This is a genomic window from Streptomyces sp. NBC_01351, from assembly GCF_036237315.1.
GTDB lineage: Bacteria > Actinomycetota > Actinomycetes > Streptomycetales > Streptomycetaceae > Streptomyces.
In genome coordinates this window covers 5,437,169-5,459,052 of record NZ_CP108356.1, presented here as the reverse complement: position 1 = coordinate 5,459,052, position 21,884 = coordinate 5,437,169, and the positions used below count along the sequence as shown (strand labels likewise).

25 protein-coding genes are annotated in these 21,884 nt (G+C 70.5%); 17 read left to right on the top strand and 8 right to left on the bottom strand.

What is annotated here, in order from left to right; translation table 11 throughout:
- Positions 1–201 precede the first annotated feature (201 nt).
- From OG625_RS25185 to OG625_RS25160, 6 genes are all read left to right on the top strand, one after another.
- A complete protein-coding gene (locus tag OG625_RS25185; protein ID WP_329385294.1) occupies positions 202–1,242 on the top strand; it encodes an ABC transporter substrate-binding protein in 1,041 nt (346 codons plus the stop codon).
- Positions 1,243–1,306: 64 nt separating this feature from the next.
- Complete coding sequence (locus OG625_RS25180) at positions 1,307–2,230, top strand: siderophore-interacting protein (RefSeq protein WP_329385291.1); 924 nt, start codon at positions 1,307–1,309, stop codon at positions 2,228–2,230.
- Between the two features lie 140 nt (positions 2,231–2,370).
- Positions 2,371–3,861 carry a pyridoxal phosphate-dependent decarboxylase family protein gene (locus OG625_RS25175; RefSeq protein ID WP_329385289.1) on the top strand — a complete coding sequence of 497 codons (1,491 nt, stop codon included), beginning with the start codon at positions 2,371–2,373 and terminating at the stop codon, positions 3,859–3,861.
- A complete protein-coding gene (locus tag OG625_RS25170) occupies positions 3,845–5,146 on the top strand; it encodes a lysine N(6)-hydroxylase/L-ornithine N(5)-oxygenase family protein (RefSeq protein WP_329385286.1) in 1,302 nt (433 codons plus the stop codon). The genes OG625_RS25175 and OG625_RS25170 overlap by 17 nt, the downstream gene beginning before the upstream one ends.
- Positions 5,143–5,712, top strand: coding sequence for a GNAT family N-acetyltransferase (locus tag OG625_RS25165; RefSeq protein ID WP_329385283.1), 570 nt, complete (start codon positions 5,143–5,145; stop codon positions 5,710–5,712). The genes OG625_RS25170 and OG625_RS25165 overlap by 4 nt, the downstream gene beginning before the upstream one ends.
- Positions 5,709–7,490 carry an IucA/IucC family protein gene (locus OG625_RS25160; RefSeq protein ID WP_329385281.1) on the top strand — a complete coding sequence of 594 codons (1,782 nt, stop codon included), beginning with the start codon at positions 5,709–5,711 and terminating at the stop codon, positions 7,488–7,490. The genes OG625_RS25165 and OG625_RS25160 overlap by 4 nt, the downstream gene beginning before the upstream one ends.
- 378 nt (positions 7,491–7,868) lie before the next feature.
- Here OG625_RS25160 and OG625_RS25155 read toward each other — a convergent pair whose 3' ends face one another.
- Positions 7,869–8,051, bottom strand: a complete 183-nt coding sequence (locus OG625_RS25155) for a hypothetical protein (protein ID WP_329385278.1) — start codon at positions 8,049–8,051, stop codon at positions 7,869–7,871.
- Positions 8,052–8,130: 79 nt separating this feature from the next.
- On the opposite strand from OG625_RS25155, the gene OG625_RS25150 reads away from it, so the two are divergent.
- Positions 8,131–8,610 carry a MarR family winged helix-turn-helix transcriptional regulator gene (locus OG625_RS25150; protein ID WP_329385275.1) on the top strand — a complete coding sequence of 160 codons (480 nt, stop codon included), beginning with the start codon at positions 8,131–8,133 and terminating at the stop codon, positions 8,608–8,610.
- Here the strand turns inward: OG625_RS25150 and OG625_RS25145 are convergent.
- On the bottom strand, positions 8,607–8,924 hold the full coding sequence (locus OG625_RS25145) for a hypothetical protein (protein WP_329385273.1): 318 nt from the start codon (positions 8,922–8,924) through the stop codon (positions 8,607–8,609). The genes OG625_RS25150 and OG625_RS25145 overlap by 4 nt on opposite strands.
- A gap of 209 nt (positions 8,925–9,133) precedes the next feature.
- On the opposite strand from OG625_RS25145, the gene OG625_RS25140 reads away from it, so the two are divergent.
- Positions 9,134–9,700 carry a DUF1062 domain-containing protein gene (locus tag OG625_RS25140; protein ID WP_329385271.1) on the top strand — a complete coding sequence of 189 codons (567 nt, stop codon included), beginning with the start codon at positions 9,134–9,136 and terminating at the stop codon, positions 9,698–9,700.
- 61 nt (positions 9,701–9,761) lie between these two features.
- Here the strand turns inward: OG625_RS25140 and OG625_RS25135 are convergent, their stop codons facing one another.
- Both OG625_RS25135 and OG625_RS25130 read right to left on the bottom strand, forming a co-directional pair.
- Positions 9,762–9,965: a DUF7848 domain-containing protein gene (locus OG625_RS25135; protein ID WP_329385268.1), complete on the bottom strand. Its 204-nt coding sequence runs from the start codon at positions 9,963–9,965 to the stop codon at positions 9,762–9,764.
- On the bottom strand, positions 9,962–10,363 hold the full coding sequence (locus OG625_RS25130; RefSeq protein ID WP_329385266.1) for an ATP-binding protein: 402 nt from the start codon (positions 10,361–10,363) through the stop codon (positions 9,962–9,964). The genes OG625_RS25135 and OG625_RS25130 overlap by 4 nt, the downstream gene beginning before the upstream one ends.
- Before the next feature lie 356 nt (positions 10,364–10,719).
- Between OG625_RS25130 and OG625_RS25125 the strand changes: the two genes are divergently transcribed.
- Genes OG625_RS25125 through OG625_RS25110 form a run of 4 tightly spaced genes read left to right on the top strand, consistent with a single transcriptional unit; the run spans position 10,720 to position 12,579 of the window.
- Positions 10,720–11,616, top strand: coding sequence for a DUF5753 domain-containing protein (locus OG625_RS25125; protein ID WP_329385263.1), 897 nt, complete (start codon positions 10,720–10,722; stop codon positions 11,614–11,616).
- Entirely contained in the window at positions 11,613–11,810 is a 198-nt protein-coding gene (locus OG625_RS25120) for a DUF397 domain-containing protein (protein ID WP_329385260.1), read from the top strand. The genes OG625_RS25125 and OG625_RS25120 overlap by 4 nt, the downstream gene beginning before the upstream one ends.
- 29 nt (positions 11,811–11,839) lie before the next feature.
- Positions 11,840–12,049, top strand: a complete 210-nt coding sequence (locus OG625_RS25115) for a DUF397 domain-containing protein (RefSeq protein WP_329385257.1) — start codon at positions 11,840–11,842, stop codon at positions 12,047–12,049.
- Positions 12,050–12,090: 41 nt separating this feature from the next.
- Positions 12,091–12,579, top strand: coding sequence for a GNAT family N-acetyltransferase (locus OG625_RS25110; RefSeq protein WP_329385255.1), 489 nt, complete (start codon positions 12,091–12,093; stop codon positions 12,577–12,579).
- Between the two features lie 88 nt (positions 12,580–12,667).
- Here OG625_RS25110 and OG625_RS25105 read toward each other — a convergent pair whose 3' ends face one another.
- On the bottom strand, positions 12,668–14,668 hold the full coding sequence (locus tag OG625_RS25105) for a calcium-binding protein (protein ID WP_329385251.1): 2,001 nt from the start codon (positions 14,666–14,668) through the stop codon (positions 12,668–12,670).
- A 172-nt stretch (positions 14,669–14,840) separates the two neighbouring features.
- Positions 14,841–15,542, bottom strand: a complete 702-nt coding sequence (locus tag OG625_RS25100; RefSeq protein WP_329385248.1) for an NAD(P)-dependent oxidoreductase — start codon at positions 15,540–15,542, stop codon at positions 14,841–14,843.
- Between the two features lie 117 nt (positions 15,543–15,659).
- Here OG625_RS25100 and OG625_RS25095 point away from each other — a divergent pair, with 117 nt between their 5' ends.
- On the top strand, positions 15,660–16,397 hold the full coding sequence (locus OG625_RS25095; RefSeq protein WP_329385245.1) for a TetR/AcrR family transcriptional regulator: 738 nt from the start codon (positions 15,660–15,662) through the stop codon (positions 16,395–16,397).
- A gap of 10 nt (positions 16,398–16,407) precedes the next feature.
- Here the strand turns inward: OG625_RS25095 and OG625_RS25090 are convergent, their stop codons facing one another.
- Positions 16,408–16,809, bottom strand: coding sequence for a DUF6223 family protein (locus tag OG625_RS25090; protein WP_329385241.1), 402 nt, complete (start codon positions 16,807–16,809; stop codon positions 16,408–16,410).
- 199 nt (positions 16,810–17,008) lie between these two features.
- On the opposite strand from OG625_RS25090, the gene OG625_RS25085 reads away from it, so the two are divergent.
- The 4 genes from OG625_RS25085 (at position 17,009) to OG625_RS25070 (ending at position 20,254) form a co-directional block, all read left to right on the top strand.
- On the top strand, positions 17,009–18,139 hold the full coding sequence (locus tag OG625_RS25085; RefSeq protein ID WP_329385238.1) for a sensor histidine kinase: 1,131 nt from the start codon (positions 17,009–17,011) through the stop codon (positions 18,137–18,139).
- Positions 18,136–18,804 (top strand): response regulator transcription factor, encoded by a 669-nt coding sequence (locus OG625_RS25080; RefSeq protein WP_329385235.1) that lies wholly within the window; start codon positions 18,136–18,138, stop codon positions 18,802–18,804. The genes OG625_RS25085 and OG625_RS25080 overlap by 4 nt, the downstream gene beginning before the upstream one ends.
- A gap of 107 nt (positions 18,805–18,911) precedes the next feature.
- A complete protein-coding gene (locus OG625_RS25075; protein ID WP_329385232.1) occupies positions 18,912–19,652 on the top strand; it encodes a PLAT/LH2 domain-containing protein in 741 nt (246 codons plus the stop codon).
- A gap of 50 nt (positions 19,653–19,702) precedes the next feature.
- The gene (locus OG625_RS25070) at positions 19,703–20,254 is read left to right on the top strand and encodes a hypothetical protein (RefSeq protein WP_329385229.1); all 552 of its coding nucleotides are present in this window, start codon (positions 19,703–19,705) and stop codon (positions 20,252–20,254) included.
- A gap of 19 nt (positions 20,255–20,273) precedes the next feature.
- Here OG625_RS25070 and OG625_RS25065 read toward each other — a convergent pair whose 3' ends face one another.
- Positions 20,274–21,869, bottom strand: coding sequence for a beta-N-acetylhexosaminidase (locus tag OG625_RS25065; RefSeq protein WP_329385227.1), 1,596 nt, complete (start codon positions 21,867–21,869; stop codon positions 20,274–20,276).
- Positions 21,870–21,884: the final 15 nt, after the last annotated feature.

Here is a 21,884-nt window from a genome sequence, read left to right as displayed (position 1 = left end):
CCAGCCCGATCGAGCCGGATCCGCTCCGGCCATGACCGACAGAGAGGGCCTCCCGTCGCCGGCGGGAGGCCCTCTCCGCATGTGCCGCCACACACCCGGCGAAGAAAGTTAGGCCCACCTTACCAATTTCGGCCAAGGTTAGGCTAACCTTCCCACCGAACGGCCCAGTGGCCACCGGCACGCACGAAATCGGACATCGACATGCCCAAGTCCCGAACCTCCCCCTTCACCCGTCGCGGAATCATCGCGGCCGGCGGCGCCCTCGGCCTGGTCGCGGCGCTCGCCGCGTGCGGTGGCACCGACTCGGCGAAGAAGGGTGACGGCGGCTCGGACAAGAGCTCCGCGGCCTCGGGCGCCTGGTCGTTCAAGGACGACCTCGGCAAGGAGGTCAGCACCAAGTCGAAGCCGAAGAACATCGTCGCGTTCACCGGCACCGCCGCCGCGCTGTACGACTACGGCGTCCCGGTCAAGGGCGTCTTCGGCCCGACCAAGACCGCCGACGGCAAGGCCGACGTCCAGGCCGGCTCGATGGACATCTCGAAGGTGGAGATCCTCGGCAACGTCTACGACGAGTTCAACGTCGAGAAGTACGCGGCCCTCCAGCCCGACCTGCTGGTCACCAACACGTGGGACGGCACCTACTGGTACGTGCCGGAGGCCTCCAAGGACAAGATCCTGCAGCTGGCCCCCGCCGCCGCCATCTCCGTGGGCGGCGACGCCACCCTCGACAAGGCGCTGGAGCGCACCGCGGAGCTCGCCAAGTCCCTCGGCGCGGACATGAACGCCAAGAACACCGTCGACGCCAAGGCCCGCTTCGAGGCCGCCGCCGCGAAGCTGCGCGAGGCCACCAAGGCCAACCCGGGCGTCAAGGTGCTCGTGGGCTCCGGCTCCGCCGACCTGTTCTACGTCTCCACCCCGGACACCTCGGCCGACCTGAAGTACTTCAAGTCCCTCGGCGTCGAGTTCGTCACCCCGGAGAAGCTGGACGAGGGCGGCTTCTTCGAGAGCCTCAGCTGGGAGAACGCCGGCAAGTACAAGGCCGACGTCGTCCTGCTCGACAACCGCACCGGCACCCTGCAGCCGGAGGAGCTGAAGGCGAAGGCCACCTGGGCCGAGCTGCCCGCCGTCAAGGCCGGCCAGATCACCCCGCGCGTGACCGAGCCGATCTTCTCGTACGCCAAGTGCGCGCAGATCCTGGAGGACCTCGCGAAGTCCATCCAGAACGCCAAGAAGGTCAGCTGAACCAGCTGAATCCCACCGGCGGCGCCCCGCGCCGCCGGTGACCACTCCAGGGGGAACTCACCGCATGACCGCCACCGCGTCCGAAGCAGCCGAGGCAGCAGAAGCCGTCCCGGCCGCCGCGCACTTCCGCTTCTTCGAGTTCGAAGTGCTGCGCACCCGCCGCCTCGGCCACTCGTTCCTGCGCGTCACGTTCGGCGGTGAGTCCCTCAAGGACTTCCGCTCGGGCGGCTTCGACCAGAGCCTCTCGCTCTTCCTGCCGCCCGAGGGCCAGGAGCACACCGTGCTCCCGTCCACGGACGAGGACAGCTGGTTCGGCGCCTGGCGCGGGATGCCGGACGAGGAACGTCCGGTCATGCGGTCGTACACGGTGCGCGAGCAGCGCCGTGCGGCCGAGGGGGCCGATGCCGACGAGCTCGACATCGACTTCGTCCTCCACGGAGACACTTCCCCGGCCTCGCGCTGGGCCGGGCGGGCCGTGACCGGCCGCCGGATCATGGCGATCGGCCCGGCCGTCGCGGAGAACAAGTCGGTACGGTTCCAGCCGCCGGCGACCGCCGACGCCATCTGGATGTACGCGGACGAGACGGCCCTGCCGGCCGCTGCCGCGATCCTGGAGCGGCTGCCGGACGGGACCGCGGTGCGGGCCTGGTTCGAAGTGCCGCACGAGGACGACCGGCTCGCGCTCTCGGCGCCCGCCGGGGCGGAGATCACCTGGATCGTGAGCGAGGGCGACGGCCGCGAGCAGGTGCTGAGCGCGCTGCGCTCGGACGAATCGTCCGCCTCCGCCGCCGAAGCCCCGTACGTCTGGCTGGCGGGCGAGGCGGGCACCGTGCGCGCGACGCGCCGCCACTTCGTGCAGGAACGATCCGTCGACCGCCGCTCGGTGCGTTTCACCGGCTACTGGCGGCTCGGCGCGAGCGAGGAGCAGCTCCTCGCCGAGGCGTACGCGGGCAAGGCTCCGAGCGAGGACCCGACGTCCGACCTGTAGCGAACTCCCTTATCTTTCAAGGCATTTGACGATGGGCCCTGGTTTTCCGCCAGGGCCCATCTCCATTTGGCTTGAGAATTAGGTTAGGCTAACCTAAGCACCGAACACCCCACCATCTTCCCCTGCCCGGAGGAACGTTGATGCGCTCGCATCTGCTGAATGAGACGACTGCGGACCTCTACCGGCGTTCGGTCACCGAGGGAGTCGAACGCGTCGCCGCCAAACTCGCGGGCACGCAGCGACCCCACACCGGTATATCCGTAGACGAACTCGCTCCGGTCATCAACGCCATCGACCTGGACAAGCCGCTGGAAGACCCGGCCGCCGTCCTCGACGAGCTGGAGGACGTCTACCTGCGCGACGCGGTGTACTTCCACCACCCGCGCTACCTCGGCCACCTGAACTGCCCGGTCGTCATCCCCGCGGTGCTCGGCGAAGCGATCCTCTCGGCCGTCAACTCCTCCCTCGACACCTGGGACCAGTCCATCGGCGGCACGCTCATCGAGCGCCGCCTCGTCGACTGGACCGCCCAGCGCATCGGCCTCGGCCCGGCTGCGGACGGCATCTTCACCTCCGGCGGCAGCCAGTCCAACTTCCACGCACTGCTCCTCGCCCGCGACGAGGCCTGCCGCATCGTCATGCAGCGTGCGATGGAGGAGGGAGTCGAGCTCACCAAGGCCGAGCTCCTCCCGAAGCTGCGCATCTTCACCTCCGAGGCCAGCCACTTCAGCGTGAAGAAGTCGGCCGCGATGCTCGGACTCGGCTACGAGGCCGTCATCGCCGTCCCCGTGGACCGCAACCGCCGCATGGACACCTCGGTCCTGGCCCTGGAGCTGGAGGCCTGCGCCACCGAGGGCCTCTTCCCGATGGCCGTCGTCGCCACCGCCGGCACCACCGACTTCGGGTCCATCGACCCGCTCCCCGAGATCGCCCGCCTGACCGCCGAGCACTCCGCGTGGATGCACGTGGACGCCGCGTACGGCTGCGGACTGCTGGTCTCCCCCACCCGCCGGCACCTCCTCGACGGCATCGAGCACGCCGACTCGGTCACGGTCGACTACCACAAGTCGTTCTTCCAGCCGGTCAGCTCCAGCGCGGTCCTCGTCCGCGACCGCGACACCCTCAAGCACGCCACCTACCACGCGGACTACCTCAACCCGCGCCGGATGGCCGAGGAGCGCATCCCCAACCAGGTCGACAAGTCCATCCAGACGACGCGCCGCTTCGACGCCCTCAAGCTCTGGATGACCCTGCGCGTCATGGGCGCCGACGGCGTCGGCTCGCTCTTCGACGAGGTCGTCGACCTGGCCGCCGCGGGCTACGAGATCATCGCCGCCGACCCGCGCTTCGAGGTCGTGGTCCGCCCGCAGATCTCCACCCTGGTCTTCCGCTACGTCCCCGAGGGGGACATCCGCGCCGACCTCGTCGACGAAGCGAACCTGCACGCCCGCAAGGCCCTGTTCGCCTCCGGTGAGGCCGTCGTCGCCGGCACCAAGGTGGACGGTGACCAGTACCTGAAGTTCACCCTCCTCAACCCGCAGACCACGACGGCCGACATCGAAGCCGTCCTCGACCTTCTCGCCGCACACGCCGCGCAGTTCCTGGGAGACTCCCTTGCCGTCCACCGTTAAGCCCCACGACTTCATCGGAATCGGTCTCGGTCCCTTCAACCTGGGACTCGCCTGCCTCACCGCCCCGATCGACGAGCTCGACGGCCTGTTCATCGAGTCGAAGCCGCACTTCGAGTGGCACGCCGGCATGTTCCTCGACGGCGCGCACCTGCAGACGCCGTTCATGTCGGACCTGGTCACCCTCGCCGACCCGACCTCGTCCTTCTCCTTCCTGAACTACCTGAAGGACAAGGACCGGCTGTACTCCTTCTACATCCGGGAGAACTTCTACCCGCTGCGGGCCGAGTACAACGACTACTGCCGCTGGGCCGCCGACCGGCTCGACAACGTCCTGTACTCGACCTCCGTCACCGAGGTCACGTACGACGAGCAGGCGGGGCTGTACGAGGTCCACACCGACAAGGGCGAGACCCACCTGGCCCGCCGCCTGATCCTGGGCACCGGCACCCCGCCGCACGTGCCCGAGTCCTGCGCGGACCTGGGCGGCGACTTCCTGCACAACTCCGCCTACATGCAGCACAAGGCGGAGCTCCAGAAGAAGAAGTCCATCACCCTCATCGGCTCCGGCCAGAGCGCCGCCGAGATCTACTACGACCTCCTCGCCGAGATCGACGTACACGGCTACCAGCTCAACTGGGTGACCCGCTCCCCGCGCTTCTTCCCCCTGGAATACACGAAGCTGACGCTGGAGATGACCTCGCCGGAGTACGTGGACTACTTCCACGCGCTCCCGGAGGAGACCCGGTACCGGCTGGAGTCCCAGCAGAAGAACCTCTTCAAGGGCATCGACGGCGACCTCATCAACGCCATCTTCGACCTGCTCTACCAGAAGAAGATCACCATGCCGGGCGCGGTCCCGACCACGCTCCTGACCAACACCTCCCTCAACTCCACGGCGTACGACACCACCACGGGTTCGTACACCCTGGGGCTGCGCCAGGAGGAGCAGGAGCGGGACTTCTCCCTCACCTCCGAGGGCCTGGTCCTTGCCACGGGCTACAAGTACCGGATCCCGGAGTTCCTCGCCCCCGTCCGCGACCGCCTGGTCTTCGACGGCCACGGCCGCCTGGACGCCGCCCGCAACTACAGCGTGGACAGCACCGGGCGCGGGATCTTCCTCCAGAACGGCACCACGCACAACCACTCCCTCACCTCGCCCGACCTGGGCATGGCCGCGTACCGCAACGCGTTCATCATCGGCGAGCTCCTCGGCCGCGAGTACTACAAGGTCGAGAAGTCCATCGCGTTCCAGCAGTTCGCAGTTCCGGAAGGCACCCACGCATGAGCACCACCACGGACACCCTCTTCACCCGCACGGACCCGGTCCTCGGCACCTTCGCCATCCGCCCCCTGGACCCCTTCGCGGACGCGGAGCTCCTGCACGGCTGGGTCACGCACCCGAAGGCCTCGTTCTGGATGATGCAGGACGCCTCCCTCCCGGACGTCGAGCGCGAGTACATGCGCATCACCGCGGCCGAGCACCACCAGGCGTTCATCGGCCTCCACGAGGGCCGCCCGGCCTTCCTGATGGAGAGCTACGACCCGTCGAAGCTCGAACTGGTCGGCCTGTACGACCCCCAGCCCGGTGACGTCGGCATGCACTTCCTGGTCGCGCCGACCGAATCCCCGCTGAGCGGCTTCACCCGCGCGGTGATCACCACGGTCATGTCCGCCCTCTTCGCGGACCCCGCGACGGAGCGCGTCGTCGTCGAACCGGACGTCCACAACACGGCGGTCCACGCCCTGAACGAGGCCGTCGGCTTCGTCCCGGACGGCCCCATCCAGAAGCCGGAGAAGGAAGCCCTCCTCAGCTTCTGCACCCGCGCCCAGTTCGAGGCGGCCACGATATGAGCCTCACCGACGCCGTAGCGCACCTCTCCCCGGAGCTGTGGGCCCGCGCGAACCGCGCCCTGGTCCGCAAGGCACTCGCGGAGTTCGCGCACGAACGCCTGCTGACCCCCGAGCCGCTGGGCGAGGACCTCTACTCGGCCCGCAGCGACGACGGCACGGTCGAGTACCGCTTCCGCGCCGCGCTCCACGCCCTGGACCACTGGGCGGTGGACGAGGCCTCCATCACCCGTCACGTGGACGGCACCCACGCCGAACCGGACGCCCTCGACTTCCACATCGAGTTCCAGCAGGCCCTGGGCCTGAGCGCGCAGGTCCTGCCCGTCTACCTGGAGGAGATCTCCTCCACCCTGGCCGGCTCGGGCTACAAGTACACGAAGCCGCAGCTGTCCTCGGCCGTCCTGTCGAAGTCCTCGTTCCAGGACATCGAGACGGGCATGACCGAGGGCCACCCCTGCTTCGTCGCCAACAACGGCCGCCTCGGCTTCGGCGTGCACGAGTACCTCTCGTACGCCCCGGAGACGGCGAGCCCGGTGCACCTGGTGTGGGTGGCGGCCCGCAAGGACGTCTCCACCTTCACGGCGGGCTCGGGCCTGGACCACGACTCGTTCATGCGCGAGGAGCTGGGCGAGGCGGCGATCGCCGGCTTCGCCGCCAAACTGACCGCCCTGGACCTGGACCCGGCGGACTACCACTTCTTCCCGATCCACCCCTGGCAGTGGTGGAACAAGACGACGGTCACCTTCGCCGCCGAGATCGCGAACCGCCGCCTGGTCCTGCTGGGCGAGGGCGAGGACGCGTACCTCGCGCAGCAGTCGATCCGTACCTTCTTCAACACCACCACCCCCACGAAGCACTACGTGAAGACGGCCATCTCCGTCCTCAACATGGGCTTCATGCGCGGCCTCTCCGCCGCGTACATGGAGGCCACCCCGGCCATCAACGACTGGCTGCACCAGCTGATCGAGGGCGACGAGGTCCTGCAGTCGGTGGACTTCTCGATCATCCGCGAGCGGGCGGCGATCGGCTACCACCACCGCCAGTACGAGCGCGCGACGGACCGCTACTCGCCGTACCGCAAGATGCTGGCCGCGCTGTGGCGCGAGTCCCCGGTGTCCTCGCTCGGCGACGGGGAACGCCTGGCCACGATGGCCTCGCTCCTCCACGTGGACGCGGAGGGCAAGTCCTTCGTGGGCGCGCTGATCGAGGAATCGGGGCTGACCCCGGCGGAGTGGCTGAAGCCGTACCTGCGGGCCTACCTCCTCCCCCTCCTGCACTGCTTCTACCAGTACGACCTCGCGTACATGCCGCACGGCGAGAACACGATCCTGGTCATCCGGGACGGTGTCGTCACTCGGGCGATCTTCAAGGACATCGCCGAGGAGATCGTGGTCATGGACGCGGACGCGGTGCTGCCGCCGGCCGTGGAGCGGGTCCGGGCGGACATCCCGGAGGACATGAAGCTGCTGTCGATCTTCACGGACGTCTTCGACTGCTTCTTCCGCTTCCTGAACTCGATCCTGGTCTCGGAAGGCATCTGCGACGAGGACACGTTCTGGAAGGCCGTGGCCGACTGCGCCCACGACTACCAGGACTCGGTCCCGGCCCTGGCGGAGCGCTTCGAGCGCTACGACCTCTTCGCGGAAGAGTTCCAGCTGTCCTGCCTGAACCGCCTCCAGCTGCGGAACAACAAGCAGATGGTCGACCTCGCGGACCCGTCGGCGGCCCTCCAGCTGATCGGCACCCTCAAGAACCCAGTCGCGGCCTTCGCCCGGCGGTGATCAGGGGGCGGGACAGGCGGGTCCTGGGGGTCCCCCCGGCCGAAGGCTGGGGGATGGTCCCTCGACCCGCCTGCCCCGCCCTTCCCCATACCGGTCCCACCGGTTCCTACCCTGAGGGTCAGTCCTCCAGCAGCTGCCGCAGCCGGCAGGCGTACCACGCCGTCGCGGCGCACACCCCCACGTAGATGACGACGCCCTGCACGGCGAAGTACCCGTAGTGGAACTCCCACTGTGCCGCGCCCGGTTCGGTGCCGTACAGGGGGTTCTCCCAGATGTACGGAAGGGCCTGGGCGACGAGCCCGCCCAGACACTGGGCCGCGGTGTAGAGCGCGGCGAGCTCCCCGAGGCGCCGCAGCCAGGCCCGTCGGTCGGTGCGGATCAGGGCGCGGACCCCGGTGAGCTCTCCGAGCTGACCCGGCTGCGGCCCTGGGGCAGGAGGAGCACCGCCAGGATCGGCAGGTGGGTGATCAGGGCGGCCACGTACACGCGGCCGAGCAGGGCGGCCGACGGCGGACCGGGGCGAAGTGGCAGTGAACGGGTCGACACCTGAACTCTGGTCATACGGCTGATCCCATCACATTCTTTCACTTCAGTGAAGCATTTTTCTTCACCAGAGTGAATGACTTGTACGCTGCCCGCCATGAGTACCGAACGGGACGGCGCCGCGCTGGGCCACGAGCTCAGCCTGTGGGTGGTGCTCTACCACGAGCAGCTCGCGGCCCGCCTGCACGTCAACGCCACCGAGCACAAGGTGCTCGGCATCATCGCCCGCACCCCCGGCACCACCCCCGGTCGGCTCGTCGCCGAAACCGGCCTCAGCAACGCCGCCATCACGAAGACCATCGACCGGCTGGCCGCTCTCGGATACGTCGAACGCGCCCGCGATCCGCTCGACCGCCGCCGGTTCACCCTGACCGCCACCGACGCGCACCGCCGCGTACTGGGGGCGGCCATGGCCCCGATGCTGGCCGGGATGGCCGGGGTGGTGCAGGGCCTCGACGAATCCGAACTGGCCGCCGTCGGTCGCTGGCTGACCGGCACCGTCGCCGTCATGCGCGAGGCGGCGCTCGCCCTGGGCGAGGAGAACCGCGGCGGCGGCCCGAAAGGTCCGGGCGGCTAGAGCCTGGTGGCGGCGTCGGGTTCGGTCAGTGCTATGTCTGCCCGGGTGGTGGTGCAGGTGCCGCCGGTCTCGCCGACCCTGTTGCCGGCCTCGTCGTAGAGATCCGAGCGGAAGACGGTCCAATCGCCCTGGGCGGCGGGGCCGCCGGGGTTGATGGGGAAGCGGTGCTGCTCCGCGAGCTTGCCGATGAGGACGATGACCCGGTCTTTGGGCTTGGCGTGGGTGGAATCGGTGTCCGTCGCGGAGGTGGCCGCCCTGCCGCCGCCCGGACCGTCCCGGCGCGACCCACCGGCAGATCCGACCGATCGGACCAACCCGGGACGAGCAGCCCCGACAGCACCGCCCGAAAATCAGTGGAACGGCACCGCTGTGCGCCGTTACCGTGCTTCCGCCCCTGCCGCCCCGTCGAGGACGTGCCGTTGTACACCAAGTGATTTCTCCCAAGCGCTGATTCGTCGCGCGTCGCACCTGTGCGGCGTGCTCCTTTTCGCTGCGGATTTCTCACTGGAACCGGTGTATTTCTGTGTCACAAACCTGGGTGGTCGCACCCACCTGCCTGCCGCTCGTCCTCCGCCGCTGCCACGGGTGCCCCTCGGGGCGCTTCCGGGCGAACGGCAAATTCCGCGTCAACGCCCACCACAAGCTCCTCGACGCCTGGCTCCTCGCGCTGTGCACCGTCTGCGGGGAGACCACCAGGCTCAGCGTCCTGGAGCGGGTGAACGTGCGCTCCGTACGGCCCGAGCTCCTGGAGCTGCTGCACGGCAACGACCCCGGCCTGGCAGCCGAGCTGCTCCAGGATCCGGTCGTGCGGCGCCGCAATCACATCGCCCTCGACTGGGGCGGCGCCTGGCGCCTCGACACCGGCGGATCGGATTGCCCGGATCACCTGGACGGCGAGGAAAGCGACGCCCTCGACGTCTCGGTCCGCTTCGCGGCGCGGATCCCCGTCCGGCCGGTGCGACTGATCGCCGACGGGTGCGGTCTTTCGCGGGCCGAGGTCGAGCGGCTGATCACGGAGGGGAACCTCGTCTCGGCGGTCCGCCTGACCGGCAAGCTGTCCGACGACTTCACCTTCACGCTCAAGCGCTGAGCCCCTCGGGGCCAGGGGCCTGTCCGGCAGCAAGATCCGCCGGACAGGCCCTGCGTGCCCCTCAGTCCGCCGCGAGGGCCCGCCGGAAGTCGGTCACGATCCGCCGGTACCCGGTGTGCCCGGTGTGCCGTGCGTGCCGCAGGGCCCATACGGCGGGCCCGTCGTCGTCATCGGCCGGCCCTGAGCCTGCCAGGCAGGAGGTGCACTCGACCTCGTAGATCGCCTCACTCCCCGTGCGGTCGGGGGTCAACAGCCAGGCGGTCACGGCACCTTCACGGACAGCTCGGCCCACACCCGCTTCCCGGGCCCGATCCGCTCCCCCACGGCCCACCGATCGGCGACGGCCGCCACGAGGTAGAGCCCGCGTCCGCCGTCCCCGTCCCGGTCCGGGTCCCCCACCACGGGCGGTACGGGGCTGGTGTCGTGCACCTCGACCCGTACGCCGTTGCCGAGGCGCACGTACCGGGTCTCGATCTCCCGCCCCCTCGGCGCGGCGGCGTGCCGCACGGCGTTGGTCACCAGCTCGGAGGCCACGAGCAGGGCGTCGCCCTCCAGCTCGGACAACCCCCAGTCGGCGAGCGCCTTGCGCAGTTCCGCCCGCGCGAGCGGCACACAACGGGCTTCGCGGCGCCACCGCCGCACCACTTCTTGCTGCTCGCTCACCGGACCACCGCCCGCCCGTGGATGACGCGGGGGCCGAGATCGATCCCGTACGTCGCGAGGACGAGCACTTGCCTTCGCCACCATTGCCGTAGCGGTGACACCAGCCCGATAAAATGCAGCACGTTGACGCTCCTTCTGTAAGCGTTGGCCATGCCCCCGGACTGTTCGCGCAGTCGCGGGGGTCTTTAGATCACCATGCGATCACACCACGCAACAGGACCTACGCGGAGCGTCACATCGCTCACCGTAGAGCCGCAATCACAGACACCGCAAGGGAACGCAACGCAAATTTGCGAACCACTCGTTCGTGGGTCCACCCTGGCCGCATCGCACCTCAACCCGTCAGACTGGCAAGGATGTTGAGAGGAGTCACCATGCCCCCAGGTGGGAGGCCCACCGTTCGAAGTCGGAGGCTCGGCGCGGCCCTGAAGCGCCATCGCGAGGCTGCGGGAGCCGACCAGGCCACCGCTGCGGACGCAATCTTGAAGTCGGTCTCCAAGGTCAGCCGCCTGGAGAGTGGCCTCACGTCAGCATCAGCACTCGAAGTGCGCACGCTTCTCGACTGCTACGGCGTACAAGACCCCAGTGAGCGAACACGGTTGGAAGGTTGGGCGAAGACGGGAGGCCAGCGGGGCTGGTGGCTCGACTTCCAGGAAACGGTCACCCCTGACTACGTCGACCACATCACGCTGGAGAACGAAGCAACGTACATCCGCTCGTGGCAGCCGGTGCTGATCCCCGGCCTGCTGCAAACCGCTGAATACGCCGAATCCGTTATTGCATCCGGCCCCACCTTCATCCCGGCAGACATGGCAGCCCGGTTGGTGCAGGTGCGGCAGGAACGCCAGAAGCGGATCGAGCAGGGTGGGGTTCAGTTCGCAGCTGTCATTTGGGAACCGGCTATCACGTCACTCGCGTCGATCCCGGCCATCGCGGGTCCGCAGTGGAGTCGACTACTGGAGGCCGGGGAACGCTACAACGTGACCGTTCAGATGCTGCCGGCGTCGGCAAGCCGAGCAGCCGGTGTCGCCGGGCCATTCGTCAGCTTCTCCTTCAGTGATGAACCGACGGTAGAAGCTGTCGCCGTGGAGAACTTGCCGAACACGTCGGTGATCGAAGCACCGTGTGATCTCGCCCCCTACGTGCACGTCTTCGACCGGCTACGCTCCACAGCGCTGTCTCCCGAGGAGACGGCGGACCGCATCAGGCAGTTGCTCAAAAGCGGGCAGCAGACCACGGGAGGCAGACCATGACCACGGAGAGAGCCAACGCTTACCGCAAGTCCTCCTACTCCGGCCAGCAGGGCGATTGCGTAGAGGTTGCGGAAACGACGGAGGGCGGGCGGGCTGTCCGCGACAGCAAGGACTCCACCATCCCCGGCCTCCACTGCACCGCCCCTGTCTGGGCCGCCTTCATCAACGGGCTCAAGGAACTGCCGCACGCCTGACCACGCGCCACCTGGAGAGGACACCACCCGTGCGTACCCTCACGGCGACCGAGGCCACTTGGCACAAGAGCAGCTACAGCGGGTCCAACAGCAACTGCGTGGAGGTCGCGGAGACGACCCACGGCGGACGCGCGGTGCGCGACAGCAAGGACACCGCCCGCCCCCGCATCCACTGCGCGGCCCCCGCCTGGGGTGCCTTCATCGGCGGCCTGAAGGGCACCGACCAGACCGGACGGTAAATGGTTCGCGGGTTGATCGCCTGGTTCGTAACCTCCCCTCCATGATCGATCTCGGACTATCGGACAGAGCTGGGCGACGCGTTGCCCTGCACGAGGTGCACGACGAGAACTGGAGGGCCGTCGCGGACATCGCGCCTCTGGACGACCAGCGTCGGTACGTCCCCGCCCTGGCGGCTCGCTACCTCCTCCTGTCGTCGCGTGAAGACGTATGGAACTCGTTCGCGGTCTACGCCGACGACACGGTGGCGGGCCACATCATGTGGGGCCGCGACGAAGACGGCTCGCACTGGATCGGCGGGATGCTGATCGACGGTGCCGAGCAGGGCAAGGGGGTGGGGCGGGCCGCGGTGCGCACGCTCATGGGGTGGCTCGCGGAGCGTGAGGACTGCCGGGTGCTGCGCCTGTCGTACGACCCGGACAACGTGGCGGCACTGCACCTGTACGCCTCCTTGGGCTTCCAGCCGGTGCCGGCCGTCGAGGGGGACGAGGTGGTGGTCGAACTGTCCGCAACTCAGGCGGCCATCGGGTGACCCCGCAGAAGGTCAGGCGTGTGGACGCCCGGTTGCCCGCCGTGTCGAGCGCGGCGGGCAACCGGGCGCATCCGGGTCGGGCCCGGTACTACGGGCAGCTCAGGCGGGTGTCGCCCGGGTCGGTCGTGCACGTGTCCGTGCCGGAGCCGCCGTTGGCGGTGTCGTTGCCCGCGACGCCGTCGGCCGTGTTCAGCACGTCGTTGCCGTAGTTGCCGGTCAGGGTGTCGTTTCCGGTGCCGCCGTTCAGGCTGTCGTTGCCGAAGCCGCCGTCGACGTTGTCGTTGCCGGGGCCGGCGTGGACGGTGTCGTTGCCGTAGCCGGGCCTGATGACGTCGTTGCCGCTGAGGGCGCAGATCACGTCGTTGAAGTAGCCGCCGTTCAGGGTGTCCGCGCCGCTGGTGCCGATGATCGTGCAGCCGCGCGCGTTGTTGACCGTGGTCGTGGCCGTCGCGGTGTTGTTGGCGAGGACCGGGTCCGTCTGCGTGGCACTGACCGTGGCCCGGTCGGTCAGGGTGCCCGTGCCGCGCGGTTCGGCGACCAGGGTCACCGTCGCCCGGGCGCCCGGGGCGAGGGCGCCGAGGGAGCAGTTGGCGCCGCCCCCGGTGACGGTGCACGTGCCCTGGCCGGCGCCGGGGGTGGCGGACAGGAGGGTGCCGGGGCCGGTCAGGGTGTCGGTGAGCGTGACGCCGGTGGCCGTCGTCGTGGTGTGCGTGTTGGTCACCGTCACGGTGTAGGTGGCCTGGTCGCCGATGCTCGCGGTGGTGGTTCCGGCCTTGGTGACCGACAACAGGTCCGCCGGCGGAGGCGGCGGCTCGCTGCCGCCGCCGCCCAGGTAGCGGGCCACCGCGCGGTCGGCGCTGGAGCTGATGGCTTCGCCGGCGAGGCCGGCGGCGACGATCTTGCCGTCCGACTGCAGGGCCACGGACGTGGCCTGGTCCTCGACGCCGCCGAAGTCGGTGGTCAGCCGGCCGTCGAGGTTGAAGTCGGGGTCCGGGCTGCCGTTGGTGTTGTACCGCGCCAGCGCGAAGTCGCTCGCGTAGAAGCCGGCCGCGACGATCCTGCCGTCGGACTGCAGCGCCACGTCCGCCGCGCCGCCGTTCTCGGGCCCGAAGTTGGTGGTGACCCTGCCGTCGCCGTCGAAGGTCGTGTCCGGGGCGCCGTTGGCGGTGAAGCGGGCCAGCGCGAACAGGTTGCCCGCGGCGCCCGCGGCGACGATCTTGCCGTCGGGCTGCAGGGCCACGCCCCGGACGTAGGACCCGAAGCCGGGGGACACCCTCCCGTCGCCGTCGAAGGTCGCGTCCAGGCTGCCGTCGGTGTTGTAACGGGTCAGCGTGAAGCCGGCGGAGGCGCCGCCGGCCGCGACGATCCTGCCGTCGGGCTGCAGCGCCAGGTCGGAGACCCCGCAGCAGGCGCTGCCCCCGAAGTCGGTGATGACGATCCCGTCGCCGTCGAAGCTCGGGTCCGGGTTGCCGGTGGGGGTGAGGCGTGCCACCGTCCAGCGCCCGAAGCTCGAACCGCCGAGGACGAGAGCGCCGTTCGGCTGCACCACCACCGCCATGGCGGTCTCGATCGCGTCGACGTCGATCTCCGTGAGCGCCTTGCCGCCGTCGCCGTAGGTGGTGTCCGGGCTGCCGTCGGTGTTGTAGCGGGCCGACGCCCAGGTGCCGTAGCCGCCCCACGAGGTGGAACCCCCGACCACCACGATCTTTCCGTCGGGCTGCAGGGCCACGGCCCTGGCCTCGTCGTTGTTGATGTCGAAGTCGGTGTTGACGATGCCGTCGCCGCCGCCGAAGGTCGTGTCCGGGGTGCCGTCGGCGTTGTGGCGCACCACCACGAAGTCGCCCGAGGTCTCGTCGAAGTATCCGTCGCCGACCGTGACGATCTTTCCGTCCGGCTGAACGGCCATGCCCGCGATGTTCTCGAAGCCGGACACGTCCGTGACGACCTTGCCGTCACCGCCGCCGAACGCGAGGTCCAGGTCGCCGGGGGCGGCCGTCGCCACGCCGGGCAGGCTCAGTACGAGCGCCAGCCCGGCGGCGGTCACCGTGCCGATGCGCCCGGCCCGGCGCCGTGGGGAGTACAAGGGCATGGGGGGAGACTCCATCTGTCGGGTCCTGGGGGCGCCACCACCTTTCGCAGGCGCCGGCCCCGGCCGGTGCACGGCCGGGCCGCCGCTGCGCCCACTGGCCCTCCGGGTTCCACCCCCAGGAGTGATGGGTCCGTTCCGTCCGACGCGCTCGCGCTCGCGCTCCCGCTCGCGGTCAGTAGCCGATCGTGAAGCGGCGTTGGACGAAGCGCGGCAGCTCCGCCTCGTCGACGAGGGCGACGGCGGCGTCCTCCATCGAGATCCGGCTGCGTCCTTCGGCGTCGAGAACCGGCTGGTCCCCGCCGATCCGGAACCGGCCCGTACGTTCACCGGGCGCGATGTCCTCCGCGGGGCTGAAGTAGGTCCACAGCCGGTTGGAGGTGCGCAGGACGTTCAGAGCGTCCCGGTGACCGCGCACCGCGGCGGCGTACTCCCTCGGCAGGCCGACCGCGTCGAGGGTCTCGTGCAGGAGTTCGTCGGAGTCGGCCCGTACGACTCCGGGCTCGATCTCGAGACTGCCGGCGCCGCCGATGACGATGAGACGGGTCCGGGGGTGGCTGTCGAGTGCCTTCAGCAGGGCTCGCGCAGCGGTCGCGTACACGGTGGGATCGGCGATCGAGCGGGCGATGGTATCCGCGATGTCCTTGGCGGCGTTTCCGGGCTGGAATCCGCTGATCAGCACGTCGAGGCCGGGTATGGCGGCGGCGATGGCCTCGGGGTCCAGGACGTCGACGCTCTTCCAGAGCACGTGTGTCCGGTCCTCCTCGATCCGCTTGGCGTCGCGGCTGAAGGCCGTGACGTGGTGCCCCCGGTCGAGGGCCTCGGTGACGACACGACTGCCGATACCGCCCGCGGCCCCGATGACTCCGATGTGCATGTCTCTCCCCAAATGGCTGCTCGTACCGCGCCGCAGGTCTTCACGGCATGCGGAGACTATACGGCGTGAAGTTTCGATACGGCATCAAAATATGGTGACGCTGTAGAGTGAGCAGCCATGGGAAACGTGGGAAGTGCGGGAAGCACGGGAAACACCAAGGGGCGCCGAGAGCGGCTGCGGGCCGAGACGACCGCCGAAATCAAGAAGGTCGCGCTGGAGTTGATGGCCTCGGGCGGGCCCGACGCGATCACCCTGCGGGCCATCGCACGAGACATGGGCATGACGGCCAACGCCATCTACGGCTACTTCGCCACCCGTGACAGCCTGGTCACCACGCTGATCGACAACGTCTACACCTCGCTGGCCGACACCGTGGACGCCGCCTGGGAGTCCGCCCCCGCCCAGGACCCGGCCGCCCGGATCCAGGCATGGGCCTGCGCCTTCAGGAACTGGGCGCTGGCCAACGCCGAGGGATTCCGCCTCATCTACGGCGACCCCGTGCCCGGCTACCGGCCTCCCGAGGGCGGCGCCGCCCCGGACGCCGCCCACCGCGTCTGCACCGGCATCACCGCACTCGCGGCCGCCGCCTGGCCGCACGCGGAATCCCGCTACGCGGACAGCGACTTCGCATGGTCCGACTTCGACGCCGGCCTGCTGGACAAGGTCCGTCCCGCCTTCCCCGACCTGCCCCCGGCCGCCGTGGCCCTCGCCCTGCGCATCTGGAGCCACCTGCACGGCCTGGTGTCGCTGGAGGTCTACGGCCACCTGCGGACCCAGACCCTCAGCCCGGAAAAGCTCTTCCGGGAGGAACTGGCCCAGCTCGTGCGCTCCTTGGGCCTCACGCCGCAGAGCTGACGGTGACGCCTCAGCCGGTACGGCGGTAGCGGGCCAGGGCGGACCCGCCGAGGACCGTGCCGATCAGCCCCACCACCAGGGCGACGTAGGCCCCGCCGCGCCCGTTGCCGGTGCCGATGCCGGCGTCGGCGGTGGCCGCGACCAGCGCGCCGATGGCCATCCCGATCGGCCCCGCCACCAGGGCCGCGACGGCCCCGCGGCGCCCGAAGCCGGTACCGGTACCGCTTCCGGTACCGATACGGCCGGAGGAACGGGCCAATGCCATGCCGCCGAGGACGACGGCGGTCAGCCCCAGCAGCCCGCCCACGATGGCCCCGATCCGACCGGCGCTCATGGTCTGGACACTGGCGGCGACCGGCTGGACGGAGACGATCGCCGCGGCGGGTTCGGCAAGCATCGAACGGACGGACATGGGGTGCTCCTTATGCGACGGGACGTGACCTGACAGACCCGAGGATGTCCGCCGGCCCCACCCCCGGTCCTCCCCCGGACGCAGACACTTCGGGCTGCCACGGACGCGGCAGGAACCGCGGAAGTACTGCGTGCGCGGTAGTCGTCCGCTCATCCCCTCGCCGGACGCCCCCGCACCGGCATCCGGCTACTTTGCGTGCATGGGAAAAAGGCGGTTCGCGGTCCCGGCCGCTGTCAGGGACTGGGCGGTCGCCGTCGGCGTGGCGGCGGCACTGCTGGTCACCGGGGTGTCCGGGCAGCACTCCGGCACCGGCCGCGACCTGCTCGGCTACGCGCTGCTGACGGTCGGCGGCCTGGCGCTGGCGGCCGGCCGCCGGGCACCGGTCGCCGTGCTGGTGGTCACCGGGCTGTGCGCGGTGGGCTATCAGGCGGCGGGTTTCGACGTGGCCGCCGTCGCGTACCTGTTCGCGGTGTACGCGGCCATGCGGGCAGGGCACCGCGCCGTCACGGTGGCCGCGAGCGTGGCCGTGCTGGCCGCCCTCCCCCTCGCCGCCCTGGCCTCGGGCCTGCACGACACGGGCGAGGCGTTCACGCAGGCCCGAGGCGCCCTCGAAATCGCCTGGCTGATCGCCGCCGGGGCGGCGGGCGAGGCACTGCGCCAGGCCGAGCAGCGGGCCGACGAAGCCGAGCGCACCCGGGAGGAGACCGCGAGGCGCCGCGCCGACGAGGAACGGCTGCGCATCGCGCGGGAGTTGCACGATTCGCTCACCCACCAGATCTCGATCGTCAAGGTGCAGGCGGAGGTTGCCGTCCACGTGGCCCGCAAGCGCGGCGAGCAGGTACCGGAGGCCCTGCTGGCGATCCAGCAGGCGGGCCGCGAGGCGACCCGCGAGCTGCGCGCGACCCTGGAGGCGCTCCGCGACGACGACACCAGCCCGCCGCGCGGGCTCGACGACGTCACGGAACTGGTGGAACAGGCCCGCGGCATCGGCCTGGACGCGCAACTGGCCATCGAGGGAGGCCGGCACGACATACCGGCCACCGTGGGCCGGACCGTCTTCCGGGTCGTCCAGGAGTCGCTCACCAACATCGCCCGCCACGCGGACGCCGGCACCGCGTCGGTCCGTATCGACTGCAGCCCGGACTCCGTCACCGTACGCATCGACGACGACGGCAAGGCCACACCGGGCACCGCCCCCGTGTCACCCGGCGTCGGCCTGCTCGGGATGCGCGAACGCGTCACCGCCCTCGGCGGCCGGCTCAGCGCCGCACCCCGCAGCGAGGGCGGCTTCACCGTCCTGGCCGAACTCCCCGTGGAGCGAACCTCGTGATCCGTGTCCTGCTGGTCGACGACCAGCCTCTCCTCCGCAGCGGATTCCGCGCGCTCCTCGACCTCGAAGACGACATCGAGGTGGTGGCCGAGGCCTCCAACGGCGGCGAGGCCGTGGACCTGGCCAGGATCCACCTGCCCGACATCGCGCTCATCGACATCCAGATGCCGCTCGTCAACGGCATCGAAGCGACGAAGCGCATCGCCGCCGACCCGGCCCTGGCCGGGGTGCACGTCGTCATCCTCACCAACTACGGCCTGGACGAGTACGTCTTCGACGCGCTGCGCGCCGGCGCGGCCGGATTCCTGGTCAAGGACATCGTGCCGGAGGACTTCCTGCACGCGGTACGCGTCGCGGCGCGCGGCGACGCCCTCCTCGCACCGTCCATCACCCGCAAACTGATCAACCGCTACGTCACACAGCCGCTCCCCACCGCCACCTCCACCGGCACGGGCCTGACAGAACTGACCGGCCGCGAACGCGAGGCCGTCGTCCTGGTCGCGCAGGGCCTGTCCAACGACGAGATCGCGGACCGCATGGTGATCAGCCCCCTCACGGCGAAGACCCACGTCAACCGGGCCATGACCAAACTCCACGCCCGCGACCGCGCCCAACTCGTGGTCCTCGCCTACGAATCGGGCCTGGTCACCCCGCGCACCCCCTGACCCGCCTGACCGCCATGTCCGAGTGGTGATCGCCAAGATCACGACGGGGTGGCCTTGGCCTAGGGTGCCGGACTGTCTGCAGGTGCCAACAGTGGGGAGTCGCGGCGGTGTGGGATCCGGACGAGACGGAGGTCCTGCCGAGCGCGGCGGGCCATGAGGTGTCCTCGACGCGGCCGCTGCCGCGGATCGACGGGAACGTGCGCCGCCCGGGCCCCGCCCGCCGCCGCCGGATACCGAAGGGCGTGTGGGCCGGGGCCGCTCTGGTTGCCTGTGCGGCGGGCGGTCTCACCGTCGGCGCCCTGACCGGCGGTCCGGCCGAGCCTTCCGCCGGCAAGCCGCCCACCGTGCCCCCGTCGCCGACCCCGACGACCCCGGACCAGGCCCCGGCCCCGGACCCGACGGCGAGCGCGAGCTCGCCCGCCCCCCGACCCACCGGCGCGGCCGCCTACCAGGTCACCCTGCGGACGGCCGACGTCGCGGAGGCCGGCACGGACAGCGACGTCCAGGGGCGGCTCACGGACGAGACCGGGCGGACCTCCGCGTGGACCGTTCTGGACACGCACGACCACAACGACTTCGAAGCCGGCGCCCGCGCCACCTACGTGGTCGCCGTTCCGGCCGGCTTCGGCCGCCCGGCCGCCTTCCAGCTGTGGAAGGGCGGCAAGGACGCCTGGGCCGTCGAGGGCGACGTGCGCCTCACCGGCCCCGCGGGGTACGCGGCCGTCTGGCGCCCCACCGACAGCCCGTCCCGGCTGTGGATCACCGGGGGCGAGGCGGCCCCGGCCGACGGCACCCCGGTGTTCACCGCGTACAGCCCGAACGGGACACTCTCCCGCAGCACGCCGTAACGCCGCCCGTCGGTGCCGGTCCCCGGCCACGAACCCCTGTGGGAGCCGCAATGCCGTCCCGTACCCGTCCCGGCCGCGCGGCCGCCCTGCTGCTGTCGGCCGTGATCGTCGCCGGCGGGCTGACCGGCTGTTCGCTGCTGTCCCCGTTCACCACCTGCGAGGGGACCGAAGCCCTCATGCAGGAGCTGAATTCGCTCCCCCTGCTCGACTCGCCCCCGCCCGGCGCGACGCCGCCGAAGTTGAGCGAAGCCGGCTACTCCGAGTGCGCGGACGACAGCGGCGACGCCTACCTGACCGCCGGCCGCACCTATGTGTACGCCGGAACCCGCCAAGAGGTGCTGGACCACTTCCACAAGGCCGCGGAGGCCGACGGCTGGCGGTACGAGCCCAATCCGATACCCGAGATGCGGCAGTTCGGCTCGTGCTTCACGCGGGGCGGGGACGGCGAGGCGAAGGAGCTCAGGATCTCCATCGTCAAGCCGGATGAGATCACGGAGTTCTACGGGCCGGATGCCGCCACGGAGTTCGCCACCGGTGCCGGTTTCGACATATGGGTCGGTGCGGACGTCGAAGGGGCCAGGACCAGCTGCTGGGGCCCCTGACCCACACCGTCGGCCCCCGTCACTGCCACGGCACGTCCGGCGCGCGGTGGAAGGTGATGTCCTGCGCGTCCAGGAAGGGCCCCTGGGCCGCCAGCCGCCTGCTGTACGTGTCCCAGTCGAGCGAACCGGCCGGTGACCAGCCCAGTTCCGCCAGGCTCAGCAGCCGGGGGAAGGCCATGAACTCCCAGTCGGCGCGCGTCGCGATGGTCTCCGTCCACAGCGGGGCCTCCACGCCCAGCACCGCGGATTCCGGGAGGCCCGGCAGGTAGGCGCCCGGATCCCAGGAGTACGAGCGCTTCACCGGGACCACGCCCGCCCAGGCCAGGCCCGGCTTCGTGGCCTGGTCGTACTTCATGTCCAGGTAGAGCCGGTCCGCCGGGGACAGGATCACCGGGTTGCCCGCCCCGGCCGCCGTCGCCACCCGGGTCTTCTCGGCCGCCGGGGTGCGGTCGTGGCCCCAGTACTGGAGCACCGCGCCCGGCGCCGGGCGGGCCGCCGACAGCTGGTGCCAGGCCACCACCGTCTTGCCGTGGCGGGCGACGACCTCCTGGGCGCGGTCCATGAAGGACGCGTAGTCGGCCGCCGGGGTGGAGTGCGCCTCGTCCCCGCCGATGTGGATGTAGCGGCCGGGGGTGAGTTCCGCGAGCTCGCCGAGGACCTGGTCGATGAACTCGTACGTCCGCTCCTTGCCGACGCACAGCGAGCTGAAGCCGACCTTGACCCCGGTGTAGCGGGCGGGGGCCTTCCCGTCGCAGGTGAGCTCCGCGTAGGAGGCGAGGGCCGCGTTCACGTGGCCCGGCATGTCGATCTCCGGCACCAGCTCGACGTACCGCTCCCCCGCGTACGCGACGAGGTCCCGGTACTCGGCCTTCGTCCAGTGGCCGCCGGGCCCGCCGCCGACCTCGCTGCCGCCCCCGTACTCCGCCAGCCGCGGCCAGGAGTCGATCGCGAGGCGCCAGCCCTGGTCGTCGGTCAGGTGCACGTGCAGGGTGTTGACCTTGTACTGGGCGAGCTGGTCCACGTACCGCTTGACCTGCTCCACCGTGAAGAAGTGGCGGGCCACGTCGACCATCGCCCCCCGGTACGCGAACCGCGGCGCGTCGGTGATCTCCCCGCCCGGCACCGTCCCCGGACCGGCCACCGGCAGCAGCTGGCGCAGCGTCTGCCCCGCGTGGAAGAGCCCCGCGGGGGTACGGGCGGTGAGGGTGACCCCGTCCGGGCGGGACTCCAGCCGGTAGCCCTCCTCGCCCACCCCCTGTGCGTCCTCGTCGATCCGCAGCCGGATCCCGTCGCCCAGCGCCCCGTCGACCACCGGGAGCGGCAGCCCGGTCGGGCGGCGCAGCTGCTCGGCGAGGAGCTCGCCGACCCGGCGGACCTCCTCGCCCGAGCCCCGGGAGGTACGGATGACCGTGCCCGGGCCGACGGCGTACCCCGGGCCCGCGGCCCGCGCGGAGGCCGGCGCGGGCAGGAGCCGTTCGAAGGGGGTCAGGGCGGCCCGGTGCTCGCCACCCCCTCTGGCGTCGTCACCGCGGGCGGCGGTGCAGGAGGCGGAAGCCCCGAGGACGCCGAGGGCGAGGAGGGTTCCGAGTGCGCGTCGCAGTCGCAGGACTCTCATGGCCCCAGGTATAGG